Below are 26,982 nucleotides of genomic sequence, written 5' to 3'. Positions count from 1 at the left end.
TCACGTGAGCGGCACCCTGCCCCGTGTGTGGACGCGCCTTTCCAACGACCGGGCCGAAGCCCTGCGCCTGTGGGCTCAACGCGAAGGCGTGCGCGAGGACGATTCGACCCGGCTTTTCTCTGTGGTGGCCCGCCGCTACGTGCGCGAGGTGTTTCCCACCAAGAGCGTGCAAACCCGACGCGACAACGACAAGGAACTCGCCAACCTGCTGCGCGTGTTCGGGCACATGCCCATCGACGCCATCGCACCCATGCACATCCGCGAGTACCTCGACATTCGCGGCCAAGTCGCCAAGGTGCGCGCGAACCGCGAGAAGGCCCTGTTCTCGCACATCTTCAACAAGGCCAGGGAGTGGGGCTACACCAGCGCGCAGAACCCTTGCCAGGGCGTGAAGGGCTTCAAGGAAACGGGGCGCGATCGGTACGTGACTGATGATGAATTCGAGCGCGTGAAGCTCAACGCGCACTACACCGTGGCCGATGCAATGGACCTCGCCCTGCTCACGGGCCAGCGGCCGGCCGACGTACTCAAGATCAAGCGCACGGACATTCGCGACGGCGCGCTGTGGATCGTGCAAAACAAGACCGGCGCGCGCCTGGGCATCGAGGTCACCGGCGAGCTGGCTGCTGTCATCGAGCGCATCACCCAACGGCCCAAGAAGGCCATCAGCGCGTACCTGATCCAGGACGAGAACGGCCAGCCCTTGAGCCAGTTCGCCTTGCGCTCACGCTTCGACAAGGCGCGCACGCTGGCAAAGGTGGATTTTCAGTTCAGGGACATCCGGGCAAAGGCCGCGACTGACATGGGGGATTTGGCCCGCTCGCAACAGCTACTCGGTCACAAGAATCGCAGCATGACGGAGCACTATGTAAAGTTGCGGACCGGAACGAGAGTCAAGCCGTTAAGAGGTCTTTGAACAAGGGCTCTTCGGCAAATTCAATATCAGCTGCTGAAACAACGCCACGATTCCGTCGTGGTAACGGTGCAATCTCTCACCGGACATAGAGAGTCGTCGCCCCTCAAACTCTGCCAGGCCCGGGTGCTGCTGTACATCCTTCTGCGTGACGTGCCCGTACTGATGGAGCAGCAAATTGCGCACTCCGTTCGCTTCGTTGAATGCTTGCGCATGCTCTTGTGAGACATCAATTTGCACGTCAAACCACCCAAACAGCGTCTTCATGCGCCCCATGGCATCAAGGCCACCTTTGGGCGTCTGATTTATTGCCAGCTTTTCTAACGAACCTGCGGCTTCTCGGCACATTTGTTCGGGCCACGGTCTCGACTCGATGCCACCGACCTTTCCAGGTTTGAGCTTGGAAATCGCCACCTCCGCGGCCTGGCGGTTGTGCCGGACCATAGCGGCAATCAGGTTTTCAACCCCGGCTTCCTGTACAGCCCACAAACTGAGGAACACGTGACTGAACATCGTGTGGTACCCCTCACCTTCCATCTTCCGGGCCCAACGGCTGGTTTCCTCAGCCCGATTGACTGCACGCTCAAGGACCGCCGAGTCGATTGACTGCCTGCGCTTGTGTTCGGCTTCAAGCATTGGCCGATGGAGTGGCAACATTGCTGCTGCCATTGACAGGCTTTCCTTGTAATAGCTGGCTGTGAAAAAGTCTCCCACAAGGTATGACCCAGCCGTGCTGAGCGCGTACCAAATGGGCGATTTTTCTTTGAGATGCTCCAGCGATTCCGGCTCAGTGAGTTGCATACATTCCCTAAAACCAACGGAAATTGTAGAAACTGCAGCCGAAATGTAGAAGCCCATGCACCATGAAATGAGCGCTACACCGCATGGAACTTGGTAGGGCGTGTTGGACTTGAACCAACGACCAAAGGATTATGAGTCCTCTGCTCTAACCAACTGAGCTAACGCCCCGGGATGCGTCGCCCGCGCCTCGTCGGCGGGACAGCGGCGGCTATTGTATGTGCTACTTGTGGTGGCTCAGGGCGTTGGACACCAGTTTGGAGGTGATGTCCACGATCTGGATCATGCGGTCGTAGGGCATGCGCGTGGGGCCTATCACGCCCAGCGTGCCGACCACCTGGCCGTCGACCTCGTACGGCGCGCTCACCACGGACAGCTCCTCGAAGGGCACGACCTGGCTTTCGCCGCCGATGAAGATGCGCACGCCCTCGGCGCGGCTGGAGATGTCCAGCAGCCGCAGGATCTGGGTCTTCTGCTCGAACAGGTCGAACGCCCGGCGCAGGTGGCCCATGTCGCCGGAGAAGTCGCTCACGGCCAGCAGGTTGCGCTCGCCTGAGAAGACGACCTCTTCCTGCGACTCGGACAGCGCCTGCGAGCCCGCGTTCACCGCGGCCTGCATCAGCGCCGCGATCTCGCCGCGCAGTTTGTCCACCTCCAGCCTGAGCCGCTCGCGCACCTGCTCCATGGCCAGGCCCGCGTAGTGGGCGTTGAGGAAGTTGGCGGCCTCCACCAGCTGGGACTGGGTGTAGTCGGACTCGGTGAAGAGCACGCGGTTCTGCACGTCGCCATCGGGCGAGACGATGATCACCAGCAGCCGCCGCTCCGACAGCCGCAGGAACTCGATGTGCCGGAACACCGAGGTGCGGCGCGGCGCCATGACCACGCCCACGAACTGCGACAGGCTGGACAGCAGGTGCGCTGCGTTGGCGATCACCTTCTGCGGCTGCTCGGGCTTGATCTGCAGGGCCGGCAGCTGCTCCTGCTGCGCGGTGAGCATGGTGTCCACGAAGAGCCGGTACCCCTTGGCCGTGGGCACCCGGCCGGCCGAGGTGTGGGGGCTGGCAATAAGCCCCAGTTCCTCAAGGTCTGCCATCACGTTGCGGATGGTGGCGGGCGACAATTCGAGGCCCGATGCCCGCGACAGGGTTCTTGAGCCCACCGGCTGCCCGTCGGCGATGTAGCGCTCGACCAAAGCCTTGAGCAACAACTTGGAGCGGTCATCAAGCATCGAACCATTTTAATGATGTAATTTCCGCATGAAGCCCATCTTCCGTCGCGTCGCCGTGATAGGCAAATACCAGGTACCTGCCGCCGGTGCGGCATCGGACAGTTCGCGGCAGATCATCGAGAGCATCGCCCGGTTCATCGCCCAGCAGGAGTGCGAGCCGACGCTGGAGACCGAGACGGCGGCGAGCACCGGCCTCACCGGCTACCACACGCTGGACGTGGACGGCATCGGCCAGCATTGCGACCTGTGCGTGGTCGTGGGGGGCGACGGCACCATGCTCGGCGTGGGCCGCAGGCTGGCCGCCTACGGCACGCCGCTGGTGGGCATCAACCAGGGGCGGCTGGGCTTCATCACCGACATTCCGCTGCAGGGCTACCAGGACGTCCTCACCCCCATACTGCACGGCGACTACGAGGAGGACGTGCGCCCGCTGATGCAGGCGCGCGTGGAGCGCGGCGGGGAATCGGTCTTCGAGGCCCTGGCGCTCAACGACGTGGTGGTCAACCGCGGATCCACCTCGGGCATGGTGGAGCTGCGGGTGGAGGTGGACGGCGTGTTCGTCTCCAACCAGCGCGCCGACGGCCTCATCGTCGCCTCGCCCACGGGCTCCACGGCCTATGCGCTGTCGGCCGGCGGGCCCATGCTGCACCCGTCGATCCCGGGCTGGGTGCTGGTGCCCATCGCGCCGCACACGCTGTCCAACCGGCCCATCGTGCTGTCCGACACCTCCGAGATCGCCATCGAGGTGGCGGGCGGGCGCGACATCAGCGCCAACTTCGACATGCAGTCGCTGGCCTCGCTGCAGCATGGCGACCGCGTGCTGGTGCGGCGCTCTGCCCACCGGGTGTGCTTCCTGCACCCGCGCGGCTGGAGCTTCTTTTCCACCCTGCGCAGGAAGCTGCGCTGGAACGAGGGAGGCTCCTGACCATGGCCCTGAGACGGATCGCGCTGCGCGACTTCGTGATCGTGCAGGCGCTGGACCTGGACCTGCACGCCGGCTTCACGGTGCTGACCGGCGAGACCGGCGCGGGCAAGTCCATCCTGATCGACGCCCTGCAGCTGCTGCTGGGCGCGCGCGCCGACACCGGCGTGATACGCGAGGGCGCGCAGCGCACCGACATCTGCGCCGAGTTCGACACCGGCCCGGCCGCGCTCGGCGCCTGGCTCCATGAAGCCGGCTTTGCGCACGACGACGCGCTGCTGCTGCGCCGCACCGTGGACCTGCAGGGCAAGAGCCGCGCGTGGATCAACGGCATACCGGCCACGGCCGCGCAGATGCGCGCCCTGGGCGAGCACCTGCTGGACATCCACGGCCAGCATGCCTGGCAGAGCCTGACGCGGCCCGACGCCGTGCGCGGCCTGCTCGACGCCTACGCCGGCGCGCAGGCCGAGCCGCTGGCCGCGCTGTGGACCGGCTGGCGCGACGCGCAGAAGGCGCTGGCGCACGCGCGCGAGGCGCAGGACACGCTGCAGCAGGAGCGCGAGCGCCTGCAGTGGCAGATCGGCGAGGTGGACAAACTCGCGCCGCGCGAGGGCGAATGGGACGAGCTCAACGCCGAGCACGCGCGCCTGTCCAACGCCCAGGCCCTGCTCGACAACGCCCAGGGCGCGCTGTCCGCGCTGCAGGACGACGAGGCCGGCGGCGCGCTGGCCGCGCTGGCGCAGGCGCAGCACCTGCTGCAGGCGTACGAGCACATCCACGAGGACTTTCGCGCGATGAACGAGGTGCTGGCCTCGTGCATCGCCCAGGCGGACGACGTGGCGCATTCGCTGCAGGGCTATCTGCGCCATGCCGAGCCCGACCCCGATGCGCTGGAGCGGCTCGACGCGCGCCTGTCGCAGTGGATGCAGCTGGCGCGTCGCTACAAGCGCACGCCGTCCGAGCTGCCGGCGCTGCTCGACGGCTGGAAGGAGTCGCTGCGCCGCCTGGACGATGCCGCCGACCTGGCCGCGCTCGAGGCGGCCGAGCAGGCCCAGGCCGCCGCCTACCGGAAGACCGCGCGCGCGCTGTCGCAAAAGCGCGCCAGGGCCGCCCCGAAACTGGCGCAGGCCATCACCCAGGCCATGCAGGGCCTGGGCATGGCGGGCGGGCGCTTCGAGGTGCAGGTGGACAAGGCCGCCGAGCCCGGCCCGCACGGCGTGGACCAGGTGGCCTTCCTGGTCGGCAGCCACCCGGGCATGACGCCGCGCCCCGTGGGCAAGGTGGCCTCGGGCGGTGAGCTTTCGCGCATCGCGCTGGCCATCTCGGTCGCCACCAGCGCGCTGGGCGAGGCGCCCACGCTGATCTTCGACGAGGTGGACTCGGGCGTGGGCGGCGCCGTGGCCGAGACCGTCGGCCGGCTGATGCAGCAGCTCGGGCGCGCGCGCCAGGTGCTGGCCGTCACCCACCTGCCCCAGGTGGCGGCCTGCGCGGACCACCACCTGATCGTTTCCAAGCACCGCCACGCCGAGGGCACGACCAGCGCCGTGGCGACCGCCGGCGCCGATGAGCGCGTGGCGGAAGTCGCCCGCATGCTGGGCGGGCAGCAGCAGTCCCCCACCACCCTGGCACATGCCCGCGAGATGCTCGACGGCGCGCGTGCCGCCACCGCAGCGGGTTGAGAGCCATGTCACTGGAAGTCGTCGTCATCACCGGCATGTCCGGCTCGGGCAAGTCCGTGGCCCTGCACGCGCTGGAGGACGCGGGCTACTACTGCGTGGACAACCTGCCGCCGGAGCTGCTGGCCTCGTTCGTCGCGCTGGAGCACGCGCACCACGGCCACCGCGTCGCCGTGGCCATGGACGTGCGCAGCGCCACCGCCCTGCCGCTGGTGCCCCAGCAGCTCGACCGCCTGCGCGAGCAGGGCGTGCAGGTGCGCTCGCTGTTCCTGGACGCCACCACCGGCACGCTGGTGCGGCGCTTTTCCGAGACGCGCCGGCGCCACCCGCTGTCGCAGGACGAGCTGATCGAGGGCCGGCGCGCGCTGGTGCAGACCATAGAGCTGGAGCGCGAGCTGCTGGCCGAGCTGCGCGCGCAGTCCCACGTCATAGACACGAGCACCCTGCGCCCGTCGCAGCTGCTGAGCTACGTGAAGGACCTGCTGGCCGTCCCGCCCAGCCAGCTCACCCTGGTGTTCCAGTCGTTCGCCTTCAAGCGCGGGCTGCCGTTCGATTCGGACTATGTCTTCGACGTGCGCATGCTGCCCAACCCGCACTACGAGCCCACGCTGCGCCCGCTCACCGGCAAGGACGCGCCCGTGGCCGAATACCTGCGCCAGCAGCCCGAGGCGGCGCTGATGCTCTCGCACATCACCCAGTTCCTGGAGCACTGGCTCGACGCCCTGGCGCAGAACCACCGCAGCTACGTCACGGTGGCCGTGGGCTGCACGGGCGGGCAGCACCGCTCCGTGTACCTGGTGGAGCAGCTGGCCGAGCGCTTCGCCGGCCGCTGGAACACGCTGCGCCGGCACCGCGAGCTCGACGGCATCTGAAGCATCGCTATTCAATGAATAGCTGCTGCCGCCTGTCACTCCTTGTTTTCAGCAATGGAAACAACTGAAAACCTTGCATGCCGGGCGGCAGGCGCTATCGTTTTCGATAGCCCCCTAGATTACAGCGCCTCGATCAGCCTGCGCACGGGCGCGGGCAACCCCAGTTCCAGGCACTGCTCCGGCGTGAACCAGCCGGCCTGCAGCCCCTCGGCGCAGTGCGGGTCCGCCGCCCCGGCGCCGCGCGCCAGCACCGGGTGCAGGTGCAGGTCGCGGTGCGTCAGCACATGGGTGAACGCCGGCAGGTCCTCGGCCGCGCCCGCGGCCGGCGGGGGCAGGGCCGCGTCCAGCCCGGCGCGGCTGGCATAGACCGGCGGGCAGTACAGCCCGGCCCATATGCCCGCGGACGGGCGGCGCTCCAGCCACAGGCGGCCCGCCCCGTCCTGGCGCAGCAGCAACCACCAGGCCTGCGCGCTGCGCTTGAGCTTGCGCGTGCGCACCGGATAGTCCTGCGGATTGCCGTCGCGCCGCGCCGCGCAGGCGCTCTGCAGCGGGCACAGCATGCAGCTCGGGTTGCGGGGCAGGCAGATTCCCGCACCCAGGTCCATCAGGCCCTGGGTGTAGCGCGGCATGGCGGCGTGCAGGTCGTCATGGGGCAGCAGCGCCTCGGCCAGGCGCCACAGCTCGCGCTCGTTCTTCGCCTCGGCCAGGTCGGCACGGAAGCCCAGCACGCGCGTGAGCACGCGCCGCACGTTGGCATCCAGGATGGCCGCGCGCTCGCCGAAGCAGAACGCGGCGATCGCGCCCGCCGTGGAGCGGCCTATGCCCGGCAGGGCGGCCAGCTCGGGCACCGTGCGCGGGAACCGGCCGCCATGCTGCTGCACCACGATCTGCGCGCAGCGGTGCAGGTTGCGCGCGCGGCTGTAGTAGCCCAGACCGCTCCACAGGGCCAGCACCTCGTCCTGCGGCGCCGCGGCCAGCCGCTGCACGTCGGGAAAGCGCGCCAGGAAGCGCGCGTAGTACTCCAGCACCGTGGCCACCTGGGTCTGCTGCAGCATGATCTCGGACAGCCAAACGCGGTAGGCGTCGCGCGTGTTCTGCCAGGGCAGCTGGTTGCGCCCATGCCCGGCCTGCCAGCGCACGACCTGCGCCGCGATCTCCACCGGCGGCTGCGTCATGCGGGCGTCAGGGGCTGGGGCACGGTCTCGGGAATGTCCGGCACGGGCAGGTCCTCCTGCGCGCCCGGCGGCTGCTGCACGAGTTCGGCCGTGAGCTCGGCCAGGCGCAGCTCCAGCTCGGCCAGGTTCTCCTCGGCGGCCTCGATCTCGGCGATGCGCTCCACCAGGCCGCTGGCCGCCTGCCGGATGCGGTTGACCGCCTCCATGCGCCGCTCGAAGCTGTGCTTGCGCTCGCGCAGCTGCGCGTCCAGCTGCGCCGTGGCCGTCTTGCTCCACATCTCCAGCTCGTTGGCCGCGGCCTCGAACACCGTGCGCAGGCGCAGGCCCAGCGCGCGCAGCAGGCGCTGCGCGAACTCCGGCCGGGCCAGGCGCAGCACGTTGCCCATGCCCACGTACTGCAGGTGGCGCTGCTCGATGGCCGCTATCTCCCGCACGTAGGCGCCCAGCTGCGCCGCCGCCGGCACCTGCAGCGAGAAGCCGAATTCGGTGTTGAGCTGGCGGAAGGTGCCGCCCAGCATGGCCTGGATCTCGCCGCCCGTGGCCTGGGCCGCCTCCATGGCGGCGCGCACGCTTGCGAAGGTCTCGCCATACGCCTTGCGCACGCCCAGCTTGAGCCCCGGGGATCCGAGCGCCTCGGTCAGAGGCGCCAGCTGCGCCTTCAGCGCACGGGGGCCGAGCTGGTGGAACAGCTCGCGCAGCATCTTCAGATGCACGGCGCGCACGGCCTGGATGCGGGCCGTGCAGGCCTCGAACTCCTGCTGCTCCTGCTCGATGCGCCCGCGCATGGCATCGATCACCGATGCGTTCTTGCCGCGCAGGCTGCGCAGCTCCAGCATCTGGTCGTCGAGGTCGCGGCGGCGGATGTTGATCACGCGCCGGGCCTCGTTGCGCAGGCCCGTCACGCCACTGGCCACCGCGGCCCGCAGTATGGCCTGGCGCCGCCCCATGATGCCCGTGCCCAGCGCCACTTCCAGCTGCGGCAGGCCGCTGGCCTCCAGCAGGTCGCCGTCTCCGTTGATCTTGGCCACCAGGCCCTTCTGCGCGGATACGGCCGCCACCTGGCCCAGCGGAACGCCCAGCACCTCGGCGACCGTGTGGCGCTGGCGCTCCAGCTGCGCCTGCACCTGGGCGGGCGCGTTCAGCGAGTCCCACAGCGTATCGATCTTGTTGAGCACCACGAGCCGCGCGTCGAACGCATCCTCGGCCCCGCCCAGGTGGTCGCGCCAGATGTCCAGGTCCGAGCGCGTCACGCCGGTATCCGCGCCCAGGACGAACACCGCCGCATGGGCCTGCGCGATGAGGTTGATGGTGAGCTCGGGCTCCACGCCCACGGCGTTCAGCCCCGGCGTGTCCAGGATCACCAGCCCCTGCCTGAGCAGGGGATGGGGGATGTTGATGACGGCGTGCCGCCACATCGGCACCTGCACCATGCCGCCGGCATCCTGCGTGAGGTTCTCGTCGCCCGCCTCGTCGCTCCAGAAGCCCAGCGCCCGCGCCTCGTCCAGGGATACGCGGCGCACCTCGGACACCTTTTCCAGGGCCCTGGCCATCTGCGCCGGGTCGTCCATGTCCAGGGCCACCGTGACCCAGCGTTCGGGCCTGAGCCGCCATTCGGCCAGCCCCGGCGGCTGCATGCGCGTCTCTATGGGCAGCAGGCGCAGGCAGGGCTCCGTGCCCGCCTCGTAGCCCAGCTCGGTGGGGCACATGGTGGTGCGCCCGGCGCTCGCGGGCATGATGCGCCGCCCGTAGCCGGCGAAGAAGATGGCGTTGATGAGCTCGGACTTGCCGCGCGAGAACTCGGCCACGAAGGCCACCGTCACCTTGTCGCTGCGGACCTGCTCCTCCAGGCGCTGCAGGCGCTCCTCGACGGCGGCGTCCATGAGATCGTGCGCCCCCATCCATTGGCCGAGCCGCTTGAGCTGCTGGGCAAAGGCGCGCCGCCACGCACCATGCTGGTCAAACCGTTCGTTGAATGAGGATCCCACTGTGCTCCCGGATATCAATGCAATGCGTGCGCCCAGACGGGGTGCAGGACGGCGCAATACTAGCATCGCGCCCGCGCGCGCACCCAGGCTAGGGCCTCTGGCAGTTCGGACAGAAGTAAGTGCTTCGCTGCCCCTGGCGCAGCAGGCGCACGGGCGTGCCGCATCGCCGGCAAGGCAGGCCCTCGCGCCCATAGACGTTGGCCTCCGCCTGGAAATGCCCGGCACTGCCATCGGCGCTGAAGAAATCCCGCAGCGTGCTGCCGCCGCGCTCCACGGCCCGCGCCAGCACCTCGCGGATCGCGCCATGCAGGCGCAGCGCGCGCTGCGGGCCGATGGCGCTGGCGCGCACCGTCGGCCGGATGCGGGCCAGGAACAGCACCTCGCACGCGTAGATGTTGCCCACGCCGACCACCACCCGGCCCGCCAGCAGCAGCTGCTTGATGGGCATGCGGCTGGCGCGCAGGCCCGCATGAAAGGCCTGGAAATCGAAATCCCCGCCCAGGGGCTCGACCCCCAGGGCCCCCAGCAGCTTGCGCGCCTTCGGATCGTCCTCCCCGGCCGCCCAGACCACGGCGCCGAAGCGGCGCGGGTCGTGCAGCCGCAGGGTGCCGCGGTCCGTCTCCATGTCGAAGTGGTCGTGCGGGCCGCGCTGCGGCAGGCCATGGGCAAAACGCAGGCTGCCCGACATGCCCAGGTGGATCAGCAGCAGGCCGTGCTGCAGGTCCAGCAGCAGGTATTTGCCGCGCCGGCGCACGGCCAGGACCCGCTGCCCGGCCAAGGCCCCGGGCGCCAGGCCCAGCGGCCAGCGCAGGGGCTTGCCCAGCGCCACCGCGCGTATCGTCGCACCGCCGATCGCATCGGCAAGGCTGCGCCGCGTCACCTCCACCTCGGGCAGCTCAGGCATGCAAACACTCGTCAAGAAGTCCCAGAAGCATGGATTATTATGGGCCGATGGTGCCATCCCTCCGTCGTATTCGGCCTGCAGCCTTGGCATGCGTGGCCGCGGCCTGCATATTTCCCGCCCTGGCCCAGACGGGCGAGCGCGCCTCCGAACCCGCATCCGCGCAGGAGGAAGAAGAGGCCGCCACCGCGCTCAATGCGGAACTGTTCTACGAGCTGCTGCTCGGCGAAATCACCACCAGCGCAGGCGACCCGGCCACGGGCTACAACCTGATGCTGGACGCGGCGCGCCGCAGCGGCGATCCGCAGCTGTACCGCCGGGCCACGGAAATCGCGCTGCAGTCGCGCTCCGGGGAATCCGCCCTGGCGGCCGCCCGCGCCTGGAAGGAGGCGCTGCCGCAGTCGCGCGACGCCAACCGCTACCTGCTGCGCATCCTCGTGGCGCTCAACCGCATCAGCGACAGCGCCGAGCCACTGCGCCAGGAGCTGGCGCACACGTCCGCGCGCGACAAGGTTTCCACGATCCGCGCCCTGCCCCTGCTCTATGCGCGCGCGGGCGACAAGGCCCTGGCCGCGCGGGTGGTGCGGCTGGCGCTGGAGGGGGAACTCAACAACCCCGCCACAGGCCCCATGGCCTGGACCACGGTGGGGCGCATGTACCTCGCGGCGGACGACAAGGCCCGCGCGCTGGAAGCCGCGGGCAATGCGCTGGGGCAGGACCCCGCCGACGACGGCGCCGCCATGCTGTCGCTGCAGCTCTTGGAGAACGCGGTCCCGGAGGCCGAGGCGCTGCTGTCGCGCTACCTCGCCGGCAAGCCCCTGCCCGAGGTGCGCATGGCCTATGCGCGCGTGCTGCTGGAATCGCAGCGCCTGTCCGACGCGCAGGCGCAGGTCGATGCCGTCACGCGCGAGCAGCCCGACAACGCCCAGGCGTGGCTGATCCGGGGATCGCTGCAGCTGCAGGCCGGCGAGCTGGACCAGGCCGAGGCCGCCCTGCAGCGCTGCACGCAGCTGCTGGAGCAGGACCCCGCCACCGAGCAGCGCCAGCGCGCGCTGACGCAGATCTATCTGATGCAGTCGCAGATCGCCGAGAAGCGCGGCGACCTCGCCCAGGCCCAGGGCTGGCTGGCCCGCATCGACGATGCCGAGCAGCTGCTCGCCGTACAGAGCCGGCACGCCTCGCTGCTGGTGCGCCAGGGCCGGCTCGACGAAGCGCGCGCCCTGATCCGCGCCATTCCCGGCAAGGGCCCGGACGACGCGCGGCTCAAGCTCCAGGCCGAGGTGCAGCTGCTGCGCGAGGCCGGCCGCTACCAGCAGGCCTACGAGCTGCAGGGCAAGGTCGTGGCGCTGGCCCCGCAGGACAACGACCTGGCGTACGACCAGGCCATGCTGGCCGACAAGGCAGGCCGCCCCGCCGACATGGAGCGCCTGCTGCGCGCCATCATCGCCCGCCAGCCCGACCATCACCATGCGCTCAACGCCCTGGGCTTTTCCCTGGCCGACCGGGGCGTGCGCCTGCAGGAAGCCAGGGCGCTCATCGTCAAGGCCCTCGAATACGCGCCCGGGGACCCCTTCATCACCGACAGCCTGGGCTGGGTCGAATTCCGCCTGGGCAACCGCAAGGAGGCGCTGGACATCCTGGAGCGCGCCTTCAAGGCGCGGCCCGACGCGGAGATCGCGGCCCACATCGGCGAGGTCCTGTGGAGCCTGGGCCAGCGTGACCGAGCCCTGGCCGCCTGGCGCGAGGGCCTGCGCATCAACAAGGACAACGACGTGCTCAAGGACACGCTCAAGCGCCTGGGGGCCCGGCCTTGACGGCGCCGCGCCCCGCGCGGGGCCGCCTGCTGCTCGCGGGGCTGGCACTCGCGCTGCTCGGCGCCTGCGCGCAGCCCCCCCGCCCGGCCGGCGGCGCCGCGGACCACTGGAGCGGACGGCTGGCCGTGCAGGTGGAGGACGCCGCGGCGCAGTCCTTCAGCGCGGGCTTCGAGCTGCAGGGCAGCCCCCAGGCCGGCGAGCTGACCCTGTTCAACCCGCTGGGCAACGTCATGGCCCGGCTGCAGTGGCGGCCCGGGCATGCGCTGCTGCGCAACGGCAGCGAACAACGCCAATCCACGTCGCTGCAGGCGCTGGTGCTCGAACTGACGGGCAGCGACCTGCCGATCGCCGCGCTGTTCGGCTGGCTCAAGGGCGAGGCGGTGCAGGCCACGGGCTGGCAGGCCGACCTGAGCGCGCTCGGCCAGGGCCGCCTGACGGCCACGCGCCACGCGCCCGCGCCGCAAACCACCCTGCGCGTGGCATTGAGCCTTTGAACATGCGCGCCCTGTACGACGTGCCGGCGCCGGCCAAGCTGAACCTGTTCCTGCACGTCACGGGCCGCCGCCCCGACGGCTACCACCTGCTGCAGTCCGTCTTCATGCTCATCGACTGGTGCGACACCCTGCATTTCGAGCTGCGTGCCGACGGCGCCGTCTGCCGCGAGGACCTCACCCAGCCCCTGCCCGCCGACGACCTCGTGGTGCGCGCGGCCCGCGCGCTGCAGGCGGCCACCGGGTGCGGCCTGGGCGCGCACATCGGGGTGCACAAGCGCGTGCCCGCGCAGGCCGGCATGGGCGGCGGCTCGTCCGACGCGGCCAGCACGCTGCTGGCGCTCAACCGGCTGTGGGGCCTGCACCTGCCGCGCGCGCGCCTGCAGGCCATCGGCCTGGCCCTGGGCGCCGACGTGCCGTTTTTTTTATCGGGCGGGAACGCCTGGGTCGAGGGAATCGGTGACATAATTCGCCCTCTTGATTTGGAGCACCAGCTGCCAGGCGCGAGTTTCGCGGTGGTCAAGCCGGCGGCGGGGTTGGACACGAAAGCCATTTTTTCGCATCCGTCCCTCAAGCGCGATTCAGGCTGTGCTACAATCCAAGGCTTTGCTGCAATGCCCTACCAATTTGGTGGAAACGACCTGCAGCCGGTTGCACGGACCCTGTGCCCAGAGATAGGACAGGCCATTGAATGGCTTGCATCGAAGGGGCTGCGGGGGCGGATGACGGGCTCGGGAAGTGCGGTGTTTGCGCAAGCCACACATGCCATTGACCTGCACGATGCGCCCGCTGCATGGCAAGTCAAAATGTGTGAAAATCTGAGGCTTCATCCGCTGTCGGAATGGGCTTTGGATGAAGAGATAAAAGGCTGATTGCCTGTCGGCAATCGGCCCGTGTAGGGGAGTCGCCAAGTTGGTCAAGGCACCGGATTTTGATTCCGGCATGCGAGGGTTCGAGTCCTTCCTCCCCTGCCAAAATTCATACGAACTTACGCAAATCGGATTCTGGCGAGCCGTTGTCATGATGAAAGCGACCGCTGTGCCTCCTTGTCTGCGTAAGTCGTGATTCATTTCCCGCCCGGGACATCAATTCAGACGGCCGAGTCGCTCATGCAAACCAATACCCCCGACTTCCTGGTTTTCACGGGCAACGCCAACCCTGGCCTGGCTGCCGAGATCGTCCAGCACCTGGGTACCACACTCGGCGCCGTCGATGCGAGTCGCTTCTCCGACGGCGAGGTCACCGTCGAGATCAAGCAGAACGTGCGCGCCCGCGACGTGTTCGTGGTGCAGTCCACCTGCGCGCCGACCAACGAGAACCTGATGGAGCTCCTGATCATGGTCGATGCGCTCAAGCGCGCATCGGCGGAGCGCATCAGCGCCGTGATCCCCTACTTCGGCTATGCCCGCCAGGACCGCCGCCCGCGCTCGACGCGCGTGCCGATCTCGGCCAAGGTGGTGGCCAACATGCTGCAGGCCGTGGGCGTGGCCCGCGTGCTGACCATGGACCTGCACGCCGACCAGATCCAGGGCTTCTTCGACATTCCGGTGGACAACATCTACGCCTCGCCGGTGCTGCTGGGCGACCTGAACGAGAAGAAGTACGAGAACCTGATCGTCGTCTCCCCCGACGTGGGCGGCGTGGTGCGCGCCCGCGCGCTGGCCAAGCAGCTGGGCACCGACCTGGCCATCATCGACAAGCGCCGCCCCAAGGCGAACGTGTCCGAGGTCATGCACGTCATCGGCGACATCGACGGCCGCAACTGCGTGATCATGGATGACATGATCGACACCGCCGGCACCCTGGTGAAGGCGGCCGAGGTGCTCAAGGAGCGCGGCGCCAAGAAGGTGTACGCCTACTGCACCCACCCGATCTTCTCCGGCCCCGCCATCGATCGCATCGCCAACGGTACGGCGCTCGACGAGGTCGTGGTGACCAACACCATCCCCTTGAGCGATGCCGCCAAGGGGTGCGCAAAGATTCGCCAGCTCTCCGTTGCGCCGCTGATCGCCGAGACGATACAGCGCATCTCCAAGGGGGAGTCGGTATCGAGCATGTTCTCGGACTGACCGTCCGGGGACGCAACGCAGGCCTCAGCCCGGTGGGCATAGGGTCTTTTTCAACAGCGGGCCAGGCTGGTCGCGGCCGGTCCCATCAGGAGTTTTCATCATGCAATTCGTCGCTTTTGAGCGCGCCAAGCAAGGTACGGGTGCGAGCCGCCGCCTGCGTATTTCCGGCAAGACCCCCGGCATCGTCTACGGCGGCGCCGCCGAGCCCCAACAGATCGAACTCGATCACAACGCCCTGTGGCACGCCCTGAAGAAGGAAGCCTTCCACTCCAGCATCCTGGACATGGAGCTGGGCGGCCAGGTCACCAAGGTGCTGCTGCGCGACGTGCAGTACCACCCCTTCAAGCAGCAGGTGCTGCACGTGGACTTCCAGCGCGTGGACGACAAGACCCGCGTGCACCTGAAGGTGCCGCTGCACTACGAAGGCCTGGAAGGCTCGCCGGCCGTGAAGGAAGAAGGCTGCACCGTCACACCCCTGATCCACGAAGTGGACGTGATGTGCATGCCCTCGCAGCTGCCCGAGTTCATCACGGTGGACCTGAGCGGCCTGACCTCCAAGTCCGCCCCGGGCGTGCAGTCGCTGAAGATCCCCCACGGCGTGAAGATCGTGGTGCGCGGCTCCAACAAGAACCCCGCCCTGGTGTCGATCAAGCTGCCCGAGGTGGTGGCCGACGCCTCCGCCGCCCCTGCTCCCGCAGCCGCCCCCGCCAAGAAGGGCAAGAAGTAAGCACTGCTTCGCCGCTGCCCCGCAAGGGGCGGCACACCCTGACGGCCCACCCTCGCGTGGGCCGTCGGCTTTTCAGCCCCCGGATAATCGCGGCCATGATCAAACTGTTTGTCGGCCTGGGCAATCCCGGCCCGGAGTACGAGGCCACGCGCCACAACGCGGGCTTCTGGTGGATCGACGCGCTGGCGCGCGAGCTCAAGGTGGTGCTGGCGCCCGAGCGCAGCTACCACGGCCTGGCGGCGCGCGCGAACGTCGCGGGCCACGGCGTCTGGCTGCTGCAGCCGCAGACCTTCATGAACCTGTCGGGCAAGTCGGTGGCGGCCCTGGCGCGCTTCTTCAAGATCGCGCCCGAGGAAATCCTCGTGGTGCACGACGAGCTGGACCTGCTGCCCGGCCAGGCCAAGCTCAAGCGCGGCGGCAGCCACGCGGGCCACAACGGGCTGCGCGACATCCACGCCCAGCTGGGCACCGGCGACTACTGGCGGCTGCGCCTCGGCATAGGCCACCCGGGCGCGCGCGCCGAGGTGATCAACTGGGTGCTGAAGAAGCCCGCGCCCGACCAGCGCACACTGATCGAGGACAGCATCGCCCATTCGCTCAAGGCCTACCCCGCCATGCTGGCCGGCGACATGGACAAGGCCACCCTGCTCGTGCACACGACCAAGCCGCCGCGCCCCAAGCCGCCGCGGCCTGCGCCGCAGGGCGATGCAGAGTAACAGCGCAACTACTTTATTGATAGCTGCCAGCGCTTGCTGGACGAGCCCTGGATGCCAAAAACACCCTGATCAGGCAGACTGCGCCGCGCGCAGGCGCTCGAACTTCTGCCACAGCGTCTCGCGGTCTTCCTTGTGGGCCGGGTCCACGGGAATGCAGGCCACGGGGCAGATGGCCACGCACTGGGGCTCGTCGAAATGCCCCACGCATTCGGTGCATTTGGACGGCTCGATCTCGTAATGCTCCTCGCCCATCGAGATGGCCTGGTTGGGGCATTCGGGCTCGCAGACGTCGCAGTTGATGCACTCGTCCGTGATCATCAGAGCCATGGCGCGGCGTCCTTAGGGAGGGTGAACGGCATGGCCGGATTATCCGCCCTCGCACGCGGGCACGCCTCCATGGCCGGCATGCGGCCGCGGTTTTTGCCGCTATGCTGCGGGGCCCCCCACATACATAGCCGCTCCACATTCCGCCGATGGCCTCGTTCGTCCTCCAACGCCTTGTCACGCTGATCGCGACGCTGCTGGGCGCCTCGGCCGTGGTGTTCGTGGTGCTGGAGGTGCTGCCGGGCAACGCGGCCCAGGTGCTGCTGGGCCCCGACGCCGCGCCCGAGGCCGTGGCCGCGCTGGCCGCGCAGCTGGGCCTGGACCAGCCGGCCCTGGTGCGCTACGGCCAGTGGATGGCCGGCCTGCTCACGGGGCGGCTGGGCGACAGCCACGCCTACAGCGCGCCGGTGCTGGACCTGATCGCCGAGCGCCTGGCCCTGACCGTTCCGCTGGCCCTGCTGGCCATGCTGCTCACCTGCGCGCTGGCCCTGGCCGCGGGCGTGTACGCCGCCGCGCGCCACGGCCGCCTGGGCGACTGGGGCGTGATGGGGCTGGCGCAGGTCGGCATCGCGATTCCCAACTTCTGGTTCGCCATCCTGCTGATCCTGCTGTTCTCGGTGAAGCTGCAGTGGTTCTCGGCCGGCGGCTTCCCGGGCTGGAGCGCCGAGGGCGGCGGCGGCATCCTGCCGGCGCTCAAGGCGCTGCTGCTGCCGGCCCTGGCGCTGGCCGTGGTGCAGGCGGCCATCCTGGCGCGCATCACGCGCTCGGCCGTGCTCGACGTGTTGCGCGAGGACTTCGTGCGCACCGCGCGCGCCAAGGGCCTCACGCGGCGCGCCGCGCTCTGGGGCCATGTGCTGCGCAACGCCATGATCCCCGTGGTCACGGTGATGGGCCTGCAGTTCGCCAACCTGCTGGCCGGCACTATCGTGGTGGAGAACGTGTTCTACCTGCCGGGCCTGGGGCGGCTGATTTTCCAGTCCATCGCCAACCGCGACCTGGTCGTGGTGCGCAACTGCGTGATGCTGCTGGCGGCCATGGTGGTGCTGGTGAACTTCGTGGTCGATCTGCTGTACGCGGCCATAGACCCGCGCGTGAAGGCGCGCGCCCCATGAGCGCCCTGCCGTCCCCCGCCCCCGCGCCGGGCTTCTGGCGGCGCGCGCTGCGCCACCGCAGCCTCATGATCGGCGCGGCGCTCACGGCGCTGCTGCTGGCCGCGGCCGCGCTCTCGCTGGCCTGGACGCCCTGGCCGCCGTACGACATGGCCATGGACGCCGTGCTGCAGCCCCCGGGCGCGCGGCACTGGCTGGGCACCGACGCCTACGGGCGCGACGTGGCCTCGCTGCTGCTCGTGGGCGCGCGCAGTTCCATCCTGGTGGGCGTGATCGCCGTGGGCATCGGCCTGGCGCTGGGCGCGGCGCTGGGCCTGCTGGCCGCCGCGCGTGGCGGCTGGGTGGAGGAGGCCGTGATGCGCCTGGCGGACTTCACGTTCGCGTTCCCGGCGCTGCTGCTGGCCATCATGCTCACGGCCGTGTTCGGGCCGGGCATCGTCACCGCCATCATCGCCATCGGCATCTTCTACGTGCCGACGTTCGCGCGCGTCACGCGCGCATCGGCCCGGGCCGTGTGGGCGCGCGAGTTCATCCTGGCCGCGCGCGCCTGCGGCAAGGGGCCGTGGCGCATCACCGTCGAGCATGTGCTGCCCAACATCGCCTCGGTGCTCATCGTGCAGGCCACGATCCAGTTCGCGCTGGCGATACTGGCCGAGGCGGCGCTCTCGTACCTGGGCCTGGGCACGCAGCCGCCCCAGCCGTCCTGGGGCCGCATGCTGGCCGAGGCGCAGACGCTGATGTTCCAGGCCCCGCTGCTGGCCGTGTGGCCCGGCGTGGCGATCGCGCTGGCGGTGCTGGGCCTGAACCTGCTGGGCGACGGCCTGCGCGACCTGCTGGACCCGCGCCTGGCCAGGGAGCGCTGACCAATGGCGCTGCTCGAAGTCTCCGGCCTGCGCATCAGCCTGCCCACGCGGCGCGGCAGGGCGCTGGCCGTGCGCGGGCTGGACTTCTCGCTCGCGCGCGGCGATACGCTGGGGCTGATCGGCGAGTCGGGCTGCGGCAAGTCGCTCACGGCGCTGGCGCTCATGGGCCTGCTGCCCGAGGGCGCGCAGGCTTCGGGCAGCATCCGCTTCGACGGGCAGGAACTGCTGGGCCTGGACGACAGGGCGCTGTGCCGCCTGCGCGGCAACCGCATGGCCATGGTGTTCCAGGAGCCCATGACGGCGCTCAACCCCGTGCACTCCATAGGCCGCCAGGTGGCCGAGCCGCTGCGCCTGCACCAGGGCCTGACGGCGCGCCAGGCGCGCGCCGAGGCCATCGCGCTGCTGGAGCGCGTGGGCATCGCCCAGGCGGCGCAGCGCCTCGGTGCCTACCCGCACCAGTTCTCGGGCGGGCAGCGCCAGCGCATCACCATCGCCATGGCGCTGGCCTGCGGGCCCGACCTGCTCATCGCCGACGAGCCCACCACGGCGCTGGACGTGACGCTGCAGCGCCAGATCCTGGAGCTGATCCGTGGCCTGGTGGCCGAGCGCGGCATGGCGCTGGTCCTGATCTCGCACGACCTGGGCGTGATCGCGCAGACCGTGCGGCGCACGCTGGTGATGTACGGCGGCACGGTGGTGGAGAGCGGCCCCACGCGCGCCGTGTTCGGCGCGCAGGCCCATCCCTACACCCAGGGCCTGTTCGCCGCGCGCCCGCAGTTCGGCACGGCGCGCGTGCCCGGCGCGCGCCTGCCCACCATCGCCGGCACCGTGCCCGAGCTGGCCGACCTGCCCCCGGGCTGCCCGTTCGCCGGGCGCTGCCCGCGCACCATCGCCGCCTGCCACACCGCCCTGCCGCCGGCCGTGGCCCTGGGCGCGGACCACGAGGCGCGCTGCATACGCCTGGGAGAAGCGCCATGAACACTATTGAAAAAATAGCTGCTGGCGCTTCATCCACGGGCGCTGCAGGCCGATTTGACGATGAAACACCGCTGCTGCGCGTGCGCGACTTGCGGCGCAACTACCCGCTGCCGCGCACGCGGCTCATGGGGCCGCGCGCGCAGCTGGCCGCGCTGCAGGGCGTGAGCTTCGACGTCGCCGCGGGCCGCAGCCTGGGCGTGGTGGGCGAATCGGGCTCGGGCAAGTCCACGCTGGCGCGGCTGGTGATGGCGCTGGACACGCCCAGCGCCGGCACCGTGGAGCTGCTGGGGCGCGACCTGCACCGCCTGTCCGCGCCCGCGCTGCGCGCCGCGCGGCGCGACTTCCAGATGGTGTTCCAGGACCCCTACGGCTCGCTGGACCCGCGCCAGACGGTCGAGCGCATCGTGGCCGAGCCGCTGCAGGCGCTGGAGCGCGCCACGCGGGCCGAGCTGCGCGAGCGCGCCGCCGAGGTGCTGGCCCAGGTGGGCCTGCGCGCGGGCGATGCGCACAAGTACCCGCACGAGTTCTCGGGCGGCCAGCGCCAGCGCATCGCCATCGCGCGCGCGCTCATCACGCACCCGCGCCTGATCGTGGCCGACGAGCCCGTGAGCGCGCTGGACGTGTCGGTGCAGGCCCAGGTGCTCAACCTGCTGCAGGACCTGCAGGAGCGCCTGGGCGTCACCTTCCTGCTCATCAGCCACGACCTGGCCGTGGTCCAGCACCTGTGCGACGAGGTGCTGGTGCTGCACCAGGGCACCGTGGTGGAGCGCGGCGCGCCGCAGGCGCTGTTCGGCGCGCCCGGCCACCCCTACACCCAGGCGCTGGTGGCGGCCGTGCCGCGGCTCGACGCGCCCATGACCTGAGAACGTGTTCACGATCTGACCGGCCGCGCGAGTGCGCCCGCTGTAGTACAACGGCAGGCGTTCCCCATTCTTCCAACATTCCATTCAACCGAGGAGACACCGCCCATGCTCACCCGCCGCACCGCCCTCGCCTCCGGCGCCCTGGCCACCGCAGCGCTGGCCACGCCGCTGCACGCGCTCGCGCAGGGCAAGAAGGACTCCGTCACGCTGGCGCTGGTGCTGGAGCCGCCGGGGCTGGACCCGACGGCCGGCGCGGCCTCCTCGATCGCCGAGGTCACGCTCTACAACATCTACGAGACGCTCACCAAGATCAACCCCGACGGCAGCGTCTCGCCCCTGCTGGCCGAGAGCTGGGAGGTCTCGCCCGACCTCAGGACCTACACCTTCCGGCTGCGCAAGGGCGTCACGTTCCAGAACGGCGAGCCCTTCGACGCCGCGGCCGTCAAGTTCTCGTTCGACCGCGCGGGCGGCGACAAGAGCACCAACAAGGACAAGCGCACCTTCGCCAACCTCTCCACCCAGGTGGTGGACACGCACACGGTGGTGCTCATCAACAAGGACATAGACCCCGACCTGCTGTTCCTGCTCGGCCAGGCCACGGCCATCATCGTCGAGCCCAAGAGCGCCGCCACCAACGCCTCCAAGCCCGTGGGCACGGGCCCCTACCAGCTCGGGGCCTGGAGCCGCGGCGCCTCCATCGCGCTCACGGCCTGGCCTGGCTGGCGCCAGGCGGCGCAGCTCAAGGTCCGCCGCGCCACGTTCCGCTTCATCCCCGACCCGGCCGCGCAGGTGGCCGCGCTGCTCGCGGGCGACGTGGACGCCTTCGCGCGCGTCACGCCGCGCAGCATGGCGCAGTTCAAGGGCGACCCGCGCTTCCAGGTCATCGTGAGCGGCTCGCGCGCCAAGACCATCCTGGCCATCAACAACGCGAAGAAGCCCCTGGACGACGTGCGCGTGCGCCGCGCCATCGCCGCGGCCATCGACCGCAAGGCCGTCATCCAGGGCGCGGCCGACGGGCTGGGCGTGCCCATCGGCAGCCACTACGTGCCCGGCGCCTTCGGCTACGTGGACACCACGGGCATCAACCCCTACGACCCCGGTAAGGCCAGGAAACTGCTGGCCGAGGCCGGCGTGAAGACCCCGCTCACGCTCACCATGACGCTGCCGCCCGCGCCCTACGCGCGCCAGGGCGGCGAGGTCATCGCGGCCCAGCTGGCCAAGATCGGCATCACGGCCAGGCTGCAGAACGTGGAATGGGCGCAGTGGCTCTCGGGCACCTACGGCGCCAAGAACTACGACCTGACGCTGATCTCGCACGTGGAGCCCTTCGACCTGAGCAACTTCGCCAAGCCCGACTACTACTGGGGCTACCACTCCGCGCAGTTCGACCAGCTCTACGACAAGATCAAGAACGCCGCCCGCCCCGCCGACCGCGCGCGCCTGCTGGGCGACGCCCAGCGCCTGCTGGCCGAGGACGCGGTGCACGCCTTCCTGTACCAGCCGCAGTGGGTCACGGTGGCGAACAAGAGCCTGCGCGGGCTGTGGAAGGACATGCCGGTCTTCGTCAACGACCTCTCCGTCCTCTCCTGGTCATGAGCGCGCCGCACGACCTGTCCGCCAGCGCGCTGCTGGCCGCCTACCGCGCGCGCAGCCTCTCGCCCGTGGAAGCCGCGCAGTCGGTGCTGGACCATATCGCGCGCTGGGAGCCGCACCTGCACGCCACGTACCTGCTGCGCCCCGAAGAAGCCCTGGCCCAGGCCCGCGCCAGCGAGGCGCGGTGGCTGCGCGGCGCGCCCTGCGGCCCGCTGGACGGCGTGCCCGCCACCGTCAAGGACAACATCGCCACCCGGGGCGACCCCACGCCGCTGGGCACGGCCGCCACGCCCCTGGTGCCCGCCCAGGCCGACGCGCCGCCCGCCGCGCGGCTGCGCGAGGCCGGCGCCGTCATCGTCTGCAAGACCACCATGCCCGACTACGGCATGCTGTCCTCGGGCCTGTCGTCGTTCCACGCGCTCGCGCGCAATCCGTGGGACCTCTCCAAGGGCCCCGGCGGATCGAGCGCCGGCGCGGGCGCCGCGGCGGCGGCCGGCTACGGCCCGCTGCACGTGGGCACCGACATCGGCGGCTCCATCCGCCTGCCCGCCGGCTGGTGCGGCGTCTTCGGCCTCAAGCCCAGCCTGGGGCGCATCCCCATCGACCCGCCCTACACCGGCCGCGCCGCCGGTCCCATGACGCGCACCGTGCAGGACGCTGCCCTGATGATGCAGGTGCTGAGCGCGCCCGACGCGCGCGACAGCATGAGCCTGCCGGCCCAGCCCATCGCGTGGGACGATTTCGGCCAGGGCCCCGGGCGCCTGCGCGGCCTGCGCATCGGCCTGCTGCTGGACGCCGGCTGCGGCCTGCCCGTCGATCCCCAGGTGCGCGCCGCCGTCGAGGCCGCCGCGCGCCTGTTCGAGCAGGCGGGCGCCGCCATCGAGCCCATGCCCCCCTTCCTCACGCGCCACATGCTCGACGGCATGGACCACTTCTGGCGCATGCGCTCGCTCATGGACCTGCGCACGCTCACGCCCGAGCAGCAAGGCAAGGTGCTGCCCTTCATCCGCGACTGGGCCATGAGCGCCGCGGGCCTGGAGGGCCCGCAGGTGTTCGAGTCCAGCCAGCAGTTCCACGCCACGCGCGTGGCCACGGTGCGCGCCTGCGCGCCGTTCGACTACGTGCTCTCGCCCGTGGCGCCCATGCCCGCGTTCGCGGCCGCGCTGCCCGCGCCCACCGACGACCCGCTGCGGCCGCTGGAGCACATCGCCTTCACCGTGCCGTTCAACATGTCGGAGCAGCCCGCCGCCTCGGTCAACTGCGGCTACACCGGCGGCGGCCTGCCCATCGGCCTGCAGATCGCGGGCCGGCGCTTCGACGACCTGGGCGTGCTGCAGGTGGCCCATGCGTTCGAGCAGCTGCGCGGCCCGCAGCGGCCCTGGCCCGAGCCGCCCGATCGCCATTGATAGCGAAACCGGCCTCCAGAGCTTGTCCAGCAAGCGCTGGCAGCTATCGAACCAGGAGCATCAACGCTGCGCCGTCGCCAGCCGCAGCGCCAGGCCCAGGAACACCAGGCCGGCCACGCGGTTGAGCAGCAGCCGCGCGCGCACCGAGCGCTGCAGCAGCGCGCCGAACGCCCCCGAGAAGCAGGCGACCGCACCGAACACCAGGAACGTGGCCAGCATGAACACCAGGCCCAGCACCATGACCTGCTGCGCCATGGCGCCGCGCGCCGGGTCGGCGAACTGCGGCAGGAAGGCCAGGAAGAACACCAGCACCTTGGGGTTGGTGAGGTTCATCACCACGCCGCGCCCCACCATGCGCAGCGCGCCGCCGCGGGCCGCAGGGCCGTCGCCCGCCGGCGCGGCCCCCTGGGCCGGCGCATCGCCGGCACCCGCGGGTGCGCGCAGGGCGCACCAGGCCAGCCAGGCCAGGTAGGCCGCGCCGCAGAACTTCAGGACCGTGAACGCCAGGCTGGAGGCCGCGAACACCGCCGCCAGCCCCAGGGCCACGGCCGCCGTGTGCCCCGCCAGCCCCAGGCACAGGCCCAGCACCACGCACATGCCGGCGCGCCAGCCGCGCTGCGCCGACTGCAGCAGCACGAAGATGTTGTCGGGCCCGGGCGTGAGCGCCAGCAGCGCGGAAACACCGAAGAAGGCGGCGAGGGTTTCGATCGAAGGCATGGCGGCAATTGTGCCCCCACAATCGGGGCCTTCGCCCGCCTTCAATTCGTTCGGTCTCATGGATCTTCTTCTCATACTGGCCCTGGCCGCCACCGGGCTCTTCCTGTTCAACGCCCAGCAGCAGCGCCAGCGCATCGCGCTGCTGGGCCGGCACCTGCGGCCCTACCAGATCGAGCGGCTGATGGAAACGCTCATCCAGGGCTACCTGCGCGCCATGGGCGAGCCCGACGCCGAGCGCCGCACCCAGGTGCTGCGCATGCTGGAGGGCAACGAGGCGCAGCTGTGCGAGCAGTTCGAGCGCCTGGCGGCCGATTTCCGCCACGTGCCCGCGCAGCAGGCGCGCGTGAGCCTGCTGCCGGTGGGGCTGCCGTTCGCGCTGCAGCTCTTTCCCGGCGCGTCGTTCGACATGCGCGAAGCCCTGGCCATCCACGCGCGCGGCATCGCCCGCACGGCGCGCAACGATGCGGCGCTGGCGCCGCGCGACAAGGCCTTCACGATGACGGCCGAGCTGCTGCTGATGCAGCACAGCTGCCACTGGTTCTGCAAGTCCAGGGCCGTGGCCTCGGCGCGCATGCTGGCGCGCCACCAGACGCCCTACGCGCAGATCCTGGCCTCGGTCTCGCCCGAGACGCGCGCGGAGTACGAGAAACTGCTCGGCCCTACGCGGTGACGATCCAGCCTTCGAGCGGGTCCATGTCCGCGGGCAGGCCGTAGCGCGCATCGCCCAGCCGCCGCCGGCGCAGCGCCCAGCCGGCCTGCACGAGGCACAGCGCCGCGTCCAGGCCGTCGCCGCTGGCGTCGTGCAGCAGGGCGTCGCGCAGCGGCGGCGCGGCCGCCAGGCGCAGGCCCAGGCGCGTGGCACCCCGCTCCAGGCCCGCCAGCAGGTCGGCGCGCGCCGCCAGGCGCTCGGGCGTGTGCCGGCGCGGGTCGTCGCTCTTGTAGCTGCGCCGGCCGATCAGCTCGCGCGCCAGCAGGCCGGGGTAGGCCTCCAGCGCCACGCGGCGCGCATCGCCATCGTGCAGGCCGGGCAGGTGCACGCCCGCATCCAGCAGCAGCGGCACGCCCGCGTGCAGCATGTAGGCCACGGGCGGGTTCACCCACTTCATCGACGGGCTGGAGCCCGCGGGCCCGTCGGTCGCGCGGTGCGCGAACTTGGCGCCCGCGGGGCGCGCGGCGCAGAAGGCGGCGAACGCCTCGCGGATCTGCGCGCGCGTCAGGCTCCGGTAGTGCCGCATGCATTCCGGCCACGCGAGCGGCCAGCCCAGCTCCGCCACCAGCGCGCGCGGCAGGCCGAACGGCAGGTCGAAGCCGCCCACCCAGTCGCCCGGCAGCGCGAGCCACTGGCCGAACGCGGCCAGCGTGTCGAAGCGCCGCAGGCCGTGCAGCGCCACCTGCGCGCCCTCCAGGGCGCCGAGCGCCAGCACGATGGGCTTGCGCGGCCCGGGGCTGCTGGAGAAGTCGCAACCGGCCAGCAGCATGGGCCTACCCCAGCCCCAGCGCCGCCACGCCGGCCGCGATCAGCAGCGCGCCGCCCAGGCGCGCCGCGCGGTCGCCCTCGCCCAGCAGGTGCCCGCCGATGAGCGCGGCGAACAGCATCGAGACCTCGCGCGCCGGCGCCACGTGGGACAGGGGCGCGGTCTGCATGGCGAACAGCACCAGCACGTAGGCGACGGGGCTCACGGCCGCCACCAGCAGCGCGAAGCGCCACTGCGCGGCCCACAGGCGCGTAAGTTCCGCGCGGTCGCGCAGGGCCACGGGCGCGAGCAGCAGTACGCGCACGATGTTGCCCATGTAGTCGACCAGGATGGGCGACAGCAGCATGGCCTTGACCGCGTAGCCGTCCACCACCGTGTAGCCGGCGATGAACACGCCGGTGAGCACGCCGTACAGCATGCCTTTGCGCACGCGCCGGCGCGCCTGCGGATCGTGCGCCGCGCGCAGCAGGCCCGGCCCCCCGGCGATCAGGAACACGCCGCCCACCACGCCCGCGATCCCGAAGGCGCCCAGGGCCGACAACCGCTCGCCCAGCAGCGTGACGGCCACCAGCGCGCTGAGCAGCGGCCCCGTGCCGCGCGCCAGCGGGTAGACCACCGTGAGGTCGGCCTTGCGGTAGCCGCGCAGCAGCACCACGTAGTACAGCACGTGCAGCACGCCGCTGAGCGCCACGATGCCCCACTCGCGCGCGCCCCACAGCGGCACGGCGGACCGCCCCAGCCACCAGCCCAGCGGCGCCCACACCAGCATCATCAGCACCGCGGTGAAGAAGGCGAAGCGCGCGTCCCCGCCGGCCTTCTTGGCGGCGATGTTCCAGATGGCGTGGATGAGCCCCGCGACGATGATCAGGGCGAAGGCGTTGAGTGACATGAAGGACCCGCCACCGCAGCGCCTCGGCTGCGGCGTTCAGGGTGTGCGGTGGGGGTCAGGCCCTGCCGATGATGCTGGCGGTAGCCATCAATTCCTCGAGCAGCGCGAACGACACCTTGCCCGAGGTCATGTAAGGGTCGAACTCGGGCTTCTCGGAGTACTTGAGGACGATGGAATGGTTGAGCTTGGCCAGGTTCACGTGCCCCATGGTCCAGCCGCCGAAGCGGCGCTCGCAGATTTCCTCGAAGGCCAGCAGCTCCACGTCCTTGTGGCGCTCGTCGCGCTGGATGTGGCCGTAGAGCTCGCTCACGGCCGTGCGGCCGCCCTCTATGGCCTGCAGGAAGATGCCGCCGCCATAGCACAGCACGCCGGTGATGCCGCTGGCCGGGTTGTGCAGGCGCGATTGCGTGAGGATGGCCTCGATGGCCGCGGGCGATGTATCCACCGCGCGGCTGACGTAGAGCAGGCGAACCAGCAT

27 protein-coding genes and 2 tRNA genes are annotated in these 26,982 nt (G+C 70.4%); 18 read left to right on the top strand and 11 right to left on the bottom strand.

Annotated elements, in window-relative coordinates; translation table 11 throughout:
* Positions 1–4 precede the first annotated feature (4 nt).
* On the top strand, positions 5–916 hold the full coding sequence (locus ACX12L_RS06855; RefSeq protein WP_459261925.1) for a tyrosine-type recombinase/integrase: 912 nt from the start codon (positions 5–7) through the stop codon (positions 914–916).
* On the opposite strand, the gene ACX12L_RS06850 is transcribed toward ACX12L_RS06855, so the two are convergent.
* From ACX12L_RS06850 to hrcA, 3 genes are all read right to left on the bottom strand, one after another.
* Positions 902–1,771 (bottom strand): hypothetical protein, encoded by an 870-nt coding sequence (locus ACX12L_RS06850; protein WP_459261924.1) that lies wholly within the window; start codon positions 1,769–1,771, stop codon positions 902–904. The two genes, ACX12L_RS06855 and ACX12L_RS06850, sit on opposite strands and share 15 nt — an antisense overlap.
* A 34-nt stretch (positions 1,772–1,805) precedes the next feature.
* A tRNA-Ile gene (locus ACX12L_RS06845) sits at positions 1,806–1,882 on the bottom strand.
* 52 nt (positions 1,883–1,934) lie between these two features.
* Positions 1,935–2,939, bottom strand: a complete 1,005-nt coding sequence (hrcA, locus tag ACX12L_RS06840; RefSeq protein ID WP_459261923.1) for a heat-inducible transcriptional repressor HrcA — start codon at positions 2,937–2,939, stop codon at positions 1,935–1,937.
* 28 nt (positions 2,940–2,967) lie between these two features.
* On the opposite strand from hrcA, the gene ACX12L_RS06835 reads away from it, so the two are divergent.
* From ACX12L_RS06835 to rapZ, 3 genes are read left to right on the top strand one after another with little or no spacing between them, the layout of a single operon-like run.
* Entirely contained in the window at positions 2,968–3,864 is an 897-nt protein-coding gene (locus tag ACX12L_RS06835; protein WP_459261922.1) for an NAD kinase, read from the top strand.
* 2 nt (positions 3,865–3,866) lie between these two features.
* On the top strand, positions 3,867–5,540 hold the full coding sequence (gene recN / locus ACX12L_RS06830; RefSeq protein ID WP_459261921.1) for a DNA repair protein RecN: 1,674 nt from the start codon (positions 3,867–3,869) through the stop codon (positions 5,538–5,540).
* A gap of 5 nt (positions 5,541–5,545) precedes the next feature.
* A complete protein-coding gene (gene rapZ, locus ACX12L_RS06825; RefSeq protein ID WP_459261920.1) occupies positions 5,546–6,409 on the top strand; it encodes an RNase adapter RapZ in 864 nt (287 codons plus the stop codon).
* Positions 6,410–6,528: 119 nt separating this feature from the next.
* Here rapZ and mutY read toward each other — a convergent pair whose 3' ends face one another.
* The 3 genes from mutY to mutM all read right to left on the bottom strand — a co-directional run bounded on the left by mutY (position 6,529) and on the right by mutM (position 10,473).
* Positions 6,529–7,584, bottom strand: coding sequence for an A/G-specific adenine glycosylase (mutY, locus tag ACX12L_RS06820; protein ID WP_459261919.1), 1,056 nt, complete (start codon positions 7,582–7,584; stop codon positions 6,529–6,531).
* Positions 7,581–9,569: a dynamin family protein gene (locus ACX12L_RS06815; RefSeq protein ID WP_459261918.1), complete on the bottom strand. Its 1,989-nt coding sequence runs from the start codon at positions 9,567–9,569 to the stop codon at positions 7,581–7,583. The genes mutY and ACX12L_RS06815 overlap by 4 nt, the downstream gene beginning before the upstream one ends.
* An 88-nt stretch (positions 9,570–9,657) precedes the next feature.
* Positions 9,658–10,473: a bifunctional DNA-formamidopyrimidine glycosylase/DNA-(apurinic or apyrimidinic site) lyase gene (gene mutM, locus ACX12L_RS06810; RefSeq protein ID WP_459261917.1), complete on the bottom strand. Its 816-nt coding sequence runs from the start codon at positions 10,471–10,473 to the stop codon at positions 9,658–9,660.
* A gap of 29 nt (positions 10,474–10,502) precedes the next feature.
* Between mutM and ACX12L_RS06805 the strand changes: the two genes are divergently transcribed.
* The 7 genes from ACX12L_RS06805 (at position 10,503) to pth (ending at position 16,287) form a co-directional block, all read left to right on the top strand.
* Positions 10,503–12,284: a tetratricopeptide repeat protein gene (locus ACX12L_RS06805; protein WP_459261916.1), complete on the top strand. Its 1,782-nt coding sequence runs from the start codon at positions 10,503–10,505 to the stop codon at positions 12,282–12,284.
* Positions 12,281–12,778, top strand: coding sequence for a lipoprotein insertase outer membrane protein LolB (locus tag ACX12L_RS06800; protein WP_459261915.1), 498 nt, complete (start codon positions 12,281–12,283; stop codon positions 12,776–12,778). Before ACX12L_RS06805 ends, ACX12L_RS06800 begins: the two co-directional genes overlap by 4 nt.
* Before the next feature lie 2 nt (positions 12,779–12,780).
* Positions 12,781–13,647, top strand: a complete 867-nt coding sequence (gene ispE / locus ACX12L_RS06795) for a 4-(cytidine 5'-diphospho)-2-C-methyl-D-erythritol kinase (protein ID WP_459261914.1) — start codon at positions 12,781–12,783, stop codon at positions 13,645–13,647.
* Positions 13,648–13,672: 25 nt separating this feature from the next.
* Positions 13,673–13,749, top strand: a tRNA-Gln gene (locus tag ACX12L_RS06790).
* A gap of 135 nt (positions 13,750–13,884) precedes the next feature.
* The gene (locus ACX12L_RS06785; RefSeq protein WP_459261913.1) at positions 13,885–14,844 is read left to right on the top strand and encodes a ribose-phosphate pyrophosphokinase; all 960 of its coding nucleotides are present in this window, start codon (positions 13,885–13,887) and stop codon (positions 14,842–14,844) included.
* A gap of 100 nt (positions 14,845–14,944) precedes the next feature.
* On the top strand, positions 14,945–15,571 hold the full coding sequence (locus tag ACX12L_RS06780) for a 50S ribosomal protein L25/general stress protein Ctc (protein WP_459261912.1): 627 nt from the start codon (positions 14,945–14,947) through the stop codon (positions 15,569–15,571).
* Positions 15,572–15,666: 95 nt separating this feature from the next.
* Entirely contained in the window at positions 15,667–16,287 is a 621-nt protein-coding gene (gene pth / locus ACX12L_RS06775; protein ID WP_459261911.1) for an aminoacyl-tRNA hydrolase, read from the top strand.
* Between the two features lie 69 nt (positions 16,288–16,356).
* Here pth and ACX12L_RS06770 read toward each other — a convergent pair whose 3' ends face one another.
* The gene (locus tag ACX12L_RS06770; RefSeq protein ID WP_013517866.1) at positions 16,357–16,614 is read right to left on the bottom strand and encodes a YfhL family 4Fe-4S dicluster ferredoxin; all 258 of its coding nucleotides are present in this window, start codon (positions 16,612–16,614) and stop codon (positions 16,357–16,359) included.
* A gap of 146 nt (positions 16,615–16,760) precedes the next feature.
* Between ACX12L_RS06770 and ACX12L_RS06765 the strand changes: the two genes are divergently transcribed.
* From ACX12L_RS06765 to ACX12L_RS06740, 6 genes are all read left to right on the top strand, one after another.
* Entirely contained in the window at positions 16,761–17,723 is a 963-nt protein-coding gene (locus ACX12L_RS06765; RefSeq protein WP_459261910.1) for an ABC transporter permease, read from the top strand.
* Positions 17,720–18,583, top strand: coding sequence for an ABC transporter permease (locus tag ACX12L_RS06760; protein WP_459261909.1), 864 nt, complete (start codon positions 17,720–17,722; stop codon positions 18,581–18,583). The genes ACX12L_RS06765 and ACX12L_RS06760 overlap by 4 nt, the downstream gene beginning before the upstream one ends.
* A gap of 3 nt (positions 18,584–18,586) precedes the next feature.
* The gene (locus tag ACX12L_RS06755) at positions 18,587–19,561 is read left to right on the top strand and encodes an ABC transporter ATP-binding protein (protein WP_459261908.1); all 975 of its coding nucleotides are present in this window, start codon (positions 18,587–18,589) and stop codon (positions 19,559–19,561) included.
* Positions 19,558–20,424, top strand: a complete 867-nt coding sequence (locus ACX12L_RS06750) for an ATP-binding cassette domain-containing protein (RefSeq protein ID WP_459261907.1) — start codon at positions 19,558–19,560, stop codon at positions 20,422–20,424. Before ACX12L_RS06755 ends, ACX12L_RS06750 begins: the two co-directional genes overlap by 4 nt.
* Before the next feature lie 105 nt (positions 20,425–20,529).
* A complete protein-coding gene (locus ACX12L_RS06745; protein ID WP_459261906.1) occupies positions 20,530–22,020 on the top strand; it encodes an ABC transporter substrate-binding protein in 1,491 nt (496 codons plus the stop codon).
* Positions 22,017–23,423, top strand: coding sequence for an amidase (locus tag ACX12L_RS06740; protein ID WP_459261905.1), 1,407 nt, complete (start codon positions 22,017–22,019; stop codon positions 23,421–23,423). The genes ACX12L_RS06745 and ACX12L_RS06740 overlap by 4 nt, the downstream gene beginning before the upstream one ends.
* A gap of 60 nt (positions 23,424–23,483) precedes the next feature.
* Here ACX12L_RS06740 and ACX12L_RS06735 read toward each other — a convergent pair whose 3' ends face one another.
* Positions 23,484–24,140, bottom strand: coding sequence for a LysE family translocator (locus ACX12L_RS06735; RefSeq protein ID WP_459261904.1), 657 nt, complete (start codon positions 24,138–24,140; stop codon positions 23,484–23,486).
* A 58-nt stretch (positions 24,141–24,198) separates the two neighbouring features.
* Between ACX12L_RS06735 and ACX12L_RS06730 the strand changes: the two genes are divergently transcribed.
* On the top strand, positions 24,199–24,810 hold the full coding sequence (locus ACX12L_RS06730) for a hypothetical protein (RefSeq protein WP_459261903.1): 612 nt from the start codon (positions 24,199–24,201) through the stop codon (positions 24,808–24,810).
* On the opposite strand, the gene ACX12L_RS06725 is transcribed toward ACX12L_RS06730, so the two are convergent.
* Genes ACX12L_RS06725 through ACX12L_RS06715 form a run of 3 tightly spaced genes read right to left on the bottom strand, consistent with a single transcriptional unit; the run spans position 24,800 to position 26,982 of the window.
* Positions 24,800–25,618 carry a DUF429 domain-containing protein gene (locus ACX12L_RS06725; RefSeq protein WP_459261902.1) on the bottom strand — a complete coding sequence of 273 codons (819 nt, stop codon included), beginning with the start codon at positions 25,616–25,618 and terminating at the stop codon, positions 24,800–24,802. The genes ACX12L_RS06730 and ACX12L_RS06725 overlap by 11 nt on opposite strands.
* Before the next feature lie 4 nt (positions 25,619–25,622).
* Positions 25,623–26,504: a DMT family transporter gene (locus tag ACX12L_RS06720; protein WP_459261901.1), complete on the bottom strand. Its 882-nt coding sequence runs from the start codon at positions 26,502–26,504 to the stop codon at positions 25,623–25,625.
* 55 nt (positions 26,505–26,559) lie between these two features.
* Positions 26,560–26,982, bottom strand: coding sequence for a BLUF domain-containing protein (locus tag ACX12L_RS06715; RefSeq protein WP_013517852.1), 423 nt, complete (start codon positions 26,980–26,982; stop codon positions 26,560–26,562).

This window comes from Alicycliphilus sp. T452 (assembly GCF_054512775.1).
This window is presented reverse-complemented; position numbering and strand designations above follow the sequence as displayed.